We start from the raw sequence: 7,027 nt of genomic DNA, 5'->3' as shown, positions 1-7,027 counted from the left end.
AGATCAAGCTGTCCATCATTGAAATCATTATCTGCAAGATTGAACTTGAGTGTATCAAATCTAAAATCCAACATATAAAGATCATTTAGATAAGGAACTTTCATTGAAGAAATTTCAGCATACAGGTTTCCATTGATCAACCTTTTCCGTTTATTAATTTGGCCCTCAGAAATCAGTATCTGATGTGTGTTCGGAACTTCTATAGATGCTTTATAATTTTTGTCATGAAGAAAAAATTTCTTTATTCTGAAAATATATTGCTTGTTATCTTTTGTAAAAGCACAGTTAAATCCGGAGATCTTTAATCTCGGAGGAAATGCTTTAAAGGAAGCAGTCAAGATCCTGTTAAGTATATAACCATACCCTTTCGAAGTATCAGAATTTTCATGGCTTGTGCCTCTCTTCAATAAGAAAGAGTAATTATCTTCCTTACCTTTTTTTACCGGATGAAAATAACCATCTCTGATAGAAAAAGATTTAAATCTAAAATCTCCAGTTAATGTATGAAACAAGTCCAGTTCAAAAGAAAGTGCTTCTGCTTTAGTTAGAGTATCCTTGTTATCCTGAACGATATAAAATTCTTGTCCACTTATGCCGGAAAGGCCTTGAACAGATATATTATTGAATGAAATGGTTGCCTGATAATTAGTTCTGAATTTTTCTTTTACCTTACCCAGAGCCCAATTGGCGATGGAATCCCTTAAAAAAAATATGGTAAGGATAAATATTGACGATAATACAGCAAGAATAACTACTATCCTTTGCAACTTACTGAAACTCATATTAGATTACTCTTCTATCTGAGTGCAAAGGTACAATTAAAATCAGGGTTTTGAAATATTTTAATAACTATTGCTTTGAGGTATCTTAATAAGATTATCACTTATTATTCATAGTCAGTGTAATAAGCTTCAACACAGTCTACTTTGGAAGTTTTGAGTTTGTAAACTTTGCCAATTGATTTATCTACTACCCATGATTTTATTGTTTTCACATTTCCCTCTTTATCAATTTTAATCATACTTGTAGCCGGCTGTTCAAAATCGCATTGAGTTCTGCATAACGTTTCAAACAAAACTTGTTTATCCTGAACCATGATTCTTTTAACACCTTTAACTTCACAAACCATATCACCAGCGGTTTTAGCAAAGATCATCACAAAAGAAGAGTCTCTTTTATTGAGATAAGTTAAAAGACCATATTCCCCTATTCCGTGTGATATTTGTGCAGAATATTGAATGTACCCTTCTAATTCTCTGGAAGGATCAAACTTTTTATTCTGCCAGTTAGATAATGTATCAAACAACTCAACTGATGCAATACATTCCTGGGGTTCATGGTCAATAAAACCATTATCTGCAGAGCTATTAAGATGAGAAGAAATAAAAAATGAGTTTTTTACGAGCGACTCGCATGAAAAGAATATTGCACAAAAAAAGAAAGACAAAATAAGGTAACGAATCTTTTTCATAGCAGCATTGAATTAGGTTAAGTAGTTTTAATTCCAGGTTATTCCTGTTATGAGTACTAAACTTGGACTATATATAACTCAGTAATAATTAAGAGCTTCATTTTACTTTTAGCGGATTTTGTCTTTCCGGCTACCTACATTCAATTCCGACTATTTTATCATCCCTTTTCGTCCATTCCAAGCCTGTTTACGAAAGATAAAAATAAAAGATAATCTTATTCAGAACTATTTTTCCACATGATTTTATCAAAACTAAATGAATAAATCCTGTTTAAACTTAAATAATGTCAAAAAAATTTCCATTCAAAGTTCAAACAGATATTCATAAAATTTAAAAACAAAAACCTTCACTGATAATTATAAAAATTAACCGAAGAATTTACATATGAGATCGATTAAATTATTTTTTTTACTCTTATTACTTACTAGATCTCTACTAGCAATATCCTCCGTGCAGGACAGCGCTTTAGTCCCCAGAAAAAAAAGAGCATTTCTCGTACTTCCGCTTGTTATAAATACACCAGAAACAAAATTTGGAGGAGGTGCACTTGGTACAGTAATTTTTAAGATAGGTAAAGACACTGCTGTAAGATCTTCCAATGTGCAATCATTTATTATCTATACTCAGAGAAAACAAATTATCATAGAGAGTGGTGGAGGATTATTTTTTAAGAAAGAAAACTATATAATTAAATGGTTTGGTACCTACAGCTACTTCCCAGATAGATTCTATGGTCTAGGCAATAACACTCCTAAAAGTAACATGGAGACATATACCTACAGACAAATATATCTTACGTCTCAATACATGAGGAAAATATATAAAAAGCTATATGGTGGATTTGACTATGAACTACAGGATGTACTCAGTCTTGATTATGAGCCTGGAGGCCTATTCGATCAGGAAAATATATTAGGTAAAAACGGTGGTACAGGTTCCGGTCTGGGACCATTGATCGCTTGGGATAATCGAAACAATGCATTTTATCCTACCAAAGGGGCCTATTTGCAGGTTTCCTATGTGTTTTTCAGAAATATCTTTGGTAGTAATTTTAAATTTCAAACCAACTTTTTTGATTTTAGAAAATTCATAAAATTAGGCGGACAGAATGTTCTTGCCTTACAGTTATTTTCTCAAATCACAGCAGGTGATGTTCCTGTCAGAAACCTTGCATATATTGGAGGTCCTTTTATTATGAGAGGCTATTATCTCGGCAGATACAGAGATAACAATGCAATTGCAGTGCAAAGCGAATATCGAATGCGCATATGGAGAAGATTTGGTGCTGTTGCGTTTGCTGGATTGGGAGAAGTAAGCCAGCGATTGAAAGACTATTCCATCGATGGCTTGAAATACTCATTGGGAGCAGGTATACGCTTTGCCATTGTACCTAAAGAAAGCATCAATCTCAGAGTCGATTTCGCTATAGGCAAAAACTCCTCAGGCTTTTACCTTTATCTAACAGAAGCTTTCTAAAACCCTTTAGGCTAATATGCCACTGGAGCTCCCGCACGGATTTCTTCAGTAGCAAAAGATTCAAATGCTTCAAAGTTTTTTATAAATGCATCTGACAGTTTCTCTGCAGTCGATTTATAACGTTCCTTATCCTTCCAGGTGTTGTAAGGTAAAAGAATATCATTAGGCACTCCAGGACATGTATCAGGTACCATCAACCCGAAAAATGGTTCTTTTTTAAAATTAACATTCTCCAGCTTTCCTTCTAACGCCGCTGTAATCATTGCCCTTGTAAATCTCAGTTTAATCCTTGAACCAGTACCATATGCTCCTCCGGTCCAACCGGTATTGATAAGCCAGATATTAACTTTATTCTTTTTCATCTTTTCACCAAGCAAATTAGCATATACTGTAGGATGCAGAGGCATAAACGGTGCGCCAAAACAGGCTGAGAACACAGGCTTAGGCTCATGTATTCCTTCTTCAGTGCCAGCCACCTTTGCCGTATACCCTGATATAAAATGATACATAGCCTGTGCCGGAGTGAGCTTTGATATTGGGGGTAATACTCCAAAGGCATCAGCAGTAAGAAAGAAAATATTAGTAGGTAAACCACCTTTAGATGGGTGTACAGTATTAGGAATATACTCTATAGGATAAGATACTCTTGTATTCTGAGTGATGCTTGTATCATTATAATCGACATCTCTTGAATAAGGGAAGCATCTGACGTTTTCAAGCACTGCCCCAAACCTTATTGCACCATAAATTTCAGGTTCAGCTTCTGGATTAAGATTAGCAACTTTAGCATAACAACCACCTTCAAAATTGAACACACCTTTGTCATCCCATCCATGTTCATCATCTCCAATCAGAAATTTATCAGGATCTGCAGATAAAGTTGTTTTTCCAGTTCCTGAAAGACCAAAGAATACAGCTACCTTACCATCCTTTCCTATATTGGCAGAGGCGTGCATAGATAACACCTGATGTTGATGAGGGAGTATATAATTCAATATTGAAAATATTGATTTCTTGATTTCTCCGGTATAAGCTGTCCCTCCAATAAGAATCACCTTTCTTGTAAGATCCGTAATAGAAAAGTTTTTGCTTCTCACGCCGTCAGTCTCTGGATTGGCTTCAAAATCAGGAAAGCATAGAATAGTATACTCAGGATGTATATACTGAAGCTCCGATAATTCAGGCCTCATAAACATATTATAACTGAAAAGATTATGATATGCTTTTGTGGTAATTACTCTGAGTGATTTTCTGTAATTAAAATCGGCACATACAAAGGCATCCCGAACATATAACTCTTTTCCTTCCGAATAATCAAGCATCTTATGGAAGATAACATCAAAGTATCTTCCATCAATCGGATGATTAATATCTCCCCAGTGAATTGAATCTTTTGTTAATTCATCCTTAACAAAAAACTTATCATCAGGACTTCTGCCTGTGAACCTTCCGGTATCACAAGCTAAAGCAGCATCATTAGTTAGTATACCTTCCTCATTGCGGATTGCATGTTCCACAAGTTCAGCAGGAGAAAGGTTCCAATGTATATTTTTAGCTTTAGTAATTCCAATCTTCTCTATTCCAGCGACCAATGATTTCAATCCTGTTTGTTCCATATTATTTACAGAGCTAATGAATTCTTGATTGTATTATGCTGTCACGAGACATTCTTTATTTTTATGCATTACCAGAACAGGGAAATGTGTTTTATTAACCAGTTCATGGGTGCTGCTTTCTTCAATAAAATTGTTGTACAGTTTCTCATGCCCAGGGGAAACAATAATAAGATCAGCTTCATGCCTTTCTGTAAATTCATTAATTCCTTTAATGATGTCTTTTTTTTCAAGGACAAAAAAGGCTACATCGCTCGTATCACTTTTCATCAAGAAATTATTATAACCATAACTAATAAGTTCATCAGCATTTGATGATGCTTGCTTATCCTGTATAGTTAGAAAATCAATATGAGCATGAAGAGATTCTCCCAACTCCACAACAAAATCTACTACCTCCTTTTCGTCCTCACCGGTAAGTTCACTTGTATAAACTATTTTCTGTATAGGAGTGTAGGTTGTCCCTGGAGGTACTTCCAATACCGGGCAACAGGTTTTTTCAATTACCTCGGAGGTGATACGGCTATATGGAGCATATCTTTCAGATACTCCCTTTGTAGCCATTACAACTAGATTTCCTTCTCCAGCTTTTATTGTCTTAATGATTTCATTAGCAGGATTCCCTGCCGATACTATTGATGAAATGCTTACATTTCCATATTTATCCCGTATTCTATGCCCATCAGCAATTGATTCCAGCTCCTTTAAAGCCTTTTCCTTTTCGCGGGAAATACTATCATCAAAAGCATCTTTATATTTTGATTCAATACAATGGAATAATACAAGCTCTGCTTTTAAAACCTTAGCAAGCTCATATCCGTAACGCACCGAATTACTCGAATTGATTGAAAAATCTGTAGGACAAATAATCTTTGATATCATTTCCATACCCCTCCTCCTTCTTCTGTCTGAATACCTTCTTTTTTATTTAACAGAATCCTAAATAAATGGTTCTGCTCCACTTATTTTCAGCTCCTTAACAAAACATTATCAGCACTTTACTTAAAAATACTATTCAACATATAAGTATAAATTTATTTTTGTACCATCCTGAACATAAAATGATTAGCTATAGGCATAAAAATCTTAGCAAAAGATAACTAAATCAAGACTTTAGCACAACCAATTAAAACGCTTTCCGTTGAGAGTTCAATATGAAAATCACTATATTGTCGATGTATATTTAAAAATGAAAAAACAACCGCCGCCATTTCAAAATACCACATTACTGGCATTCAGCATAATATTTTTCGGATGGGGATTACTAACATCATTGAATGGTACTCTAATTGCCCAACTGGATTATATATTTGAATTGGATGACTTTAAAAAGAGCCTTATAAATCTGACGTTCTTTGGAACATATTTCTTTGTGTCGTTGGGATTTTTTCTTTTCTCCGAATACAAAAAAGACCTATTAATTCTTTTCGGATATAAATATCTAACAGTAACAGGATTAGGTATAGCAGCCACTGGAGCCTACCTCTTCTATCCTGCTTCTACCTTGCTCTCATTTCCTCTTTTTATGGGAGGACTATTTGTTCTGGCCTCAGGTATAACGCTATTACAAATATCCGCAAATACTTACATTGTAAATCTTGGCTCTTCACAGAATTCATTTTCAAGGCTAACTGTGGTTCAGGCTTTAAACTCACTGGGGGCTACACTGGGACCAATGCTTGGAACTTTTCTGATAATGAAAACAGCCAGCCTTACACATGAAGAGATTTCCTTACTGCAGCCAGACCAACTACTTTCTTTTAGAAAAATTCAAGCTATAGCTGTGCAATCACCATACTGGACAGTTGCCATATGGCTTATAATTCTGGCATCTTTGATATTCTTTCTTCCAATGCCGGATCTTGTAAAGAATGATCAATCTAAACAACAATGTAATCAGAACACTTCTAAACTTAATCTGTATCTCGCAGCACTAGGCATCTTCATGTATGTAGGGGCTGAAGTGACAATAGGATCAAATCTTGGAGCCATCATAGATCAATATTATCCGGACCTGGCAAGTGATAAAGCGACTGTAATTTACGCATATTGGGCTCTGGCAATGGTAGGAAGATTTGCAGGTGGATTTATATTACAATTTGTTAATGGAGGTAAGCTACTTTTTATCTTTGCATTAAGCACTTTATGTTTACTTACCATTGGAATTGCAGGATCTGAGGAGTTGGGCATATACTCTCTTGCTGCAATTGGCTTTTTCAATTCAATTATGTTTCCAGGAATATTTGCATCAGGATTGCACAAGTTGGGTGAATATACAGGAAGAGGAGCCTCATTACTTATTATGGGTATTGCAGGAGGAGCAATTATTCCTTTAATTTATAATTCCTTAAGTTTGGTTTCAGGTCTTAAGGTAGCTCTTATTATAGCCTTCATCTGTTACGTTTATATAGCCTATTACGGTAGATACTTTCAAAAACATTCTGAGATAGTTGAATAGAACCTTAT

The 7,027-nt window shown here is 35.0% G+C and carries 6 protein-coding genes; 2 read left to right on the top strand and 4 right to left on the bottom strand.

Going from position 1 to position 7,027, the window contains the following annotated elements; translation table 11 throughout:
• A partial coding sequence (locus J7604_RS21460; protein WP_293900631.1) for a hypothetical protein occupies window positions 1-782 on the bottom strand: 782 nt, incomplete at its 3' end.
• A 104-nt stretch (window positions 783-886) separates the two neighbouring features.
• Window positions 887-1,471, bottom strand: coding sequence for a hypothetical protein (locus J7604_RS21455; protein ID WP_293900628.1), 585 nt, complete (start codon window positions 1,469-1,471; stop codon window positions 887-889).
• Window positions 1,472-1,856: 385 nt separating this feature from the next.
• On the opposite strand from J7604_RS21455, the gene J7604_RS21450 reads away from it, so the two are divergent.
• Entirely contained in the window at window positions 1,857-2,948 is a 1,092-nt protein-coding gene (locus J7604_RS21450) for a BamA/TamA family outer membrane protein (RefSeq protein ID WP_293900625.1), read from the top strand.
• 11 nt (window positions 2,949-2,959) lie between these two features.
• Here J7604_RS21450 and pckA read toward each other — a convergent pair whose 3' ends face one another.
• On the bottom strand, window positions 2,960-4,564 hold the full coding sequence (pckA, locus tag J7604_RS21445; RefSeq protein WP_293900622.1) for a phosphoenolpyruvate carboxykinase (ATP): 1,605 nt from the start codon (window positions 4,562-4,564) through the stop codon (window positions 2,960-2,962).
• 33 nt (window positions 4,565-4,597) lie between these two features.
• Window positions 4,598-5,449: a universal stress protein gene (locus J7604_RS21440; RefSeq protein WP_293900619.1), complete on the bottom strand. Its 852-nt coding sequence runs from the start codon at window positions 5,447-5,449 to the stop codon at window positions 4,598-4,600.
• Window positions 5,450-5,750: 301 nt separating this feature from the next.
• Between J7604_RS21440 and J7604_RS21435 the strand changes: the two genes are divergently transcribed.
• Window positions 5,751-7,019: a sugar MFS transporter gene (locus J7604_RS21435; protein WP_293900616.1), complete on the top strand. Its 1,269-nt coding sequence runs from the start codon at window positions 5,751-5,753 to the stop codon at window positions 7,017-7,019.
• Window positions 7,020-7,027: the final 8 nt, after the last annotated feature.

Origin of the sequence: Sporocytophaga sp. (assembly GCF_017745095.1) — a bacterium.
In the GTDB taxonomy this organism is placed as follows: domain Bacteria; phylum Bacteroidota; class Bacteroidia; order Cytophagales; family Cytophagaceae; genus Sporocytophaga.
Note: the sequence above shows the minus strand (reverse complement) of the source record. Positions and strands in the feature narration are given on the sequence as shown.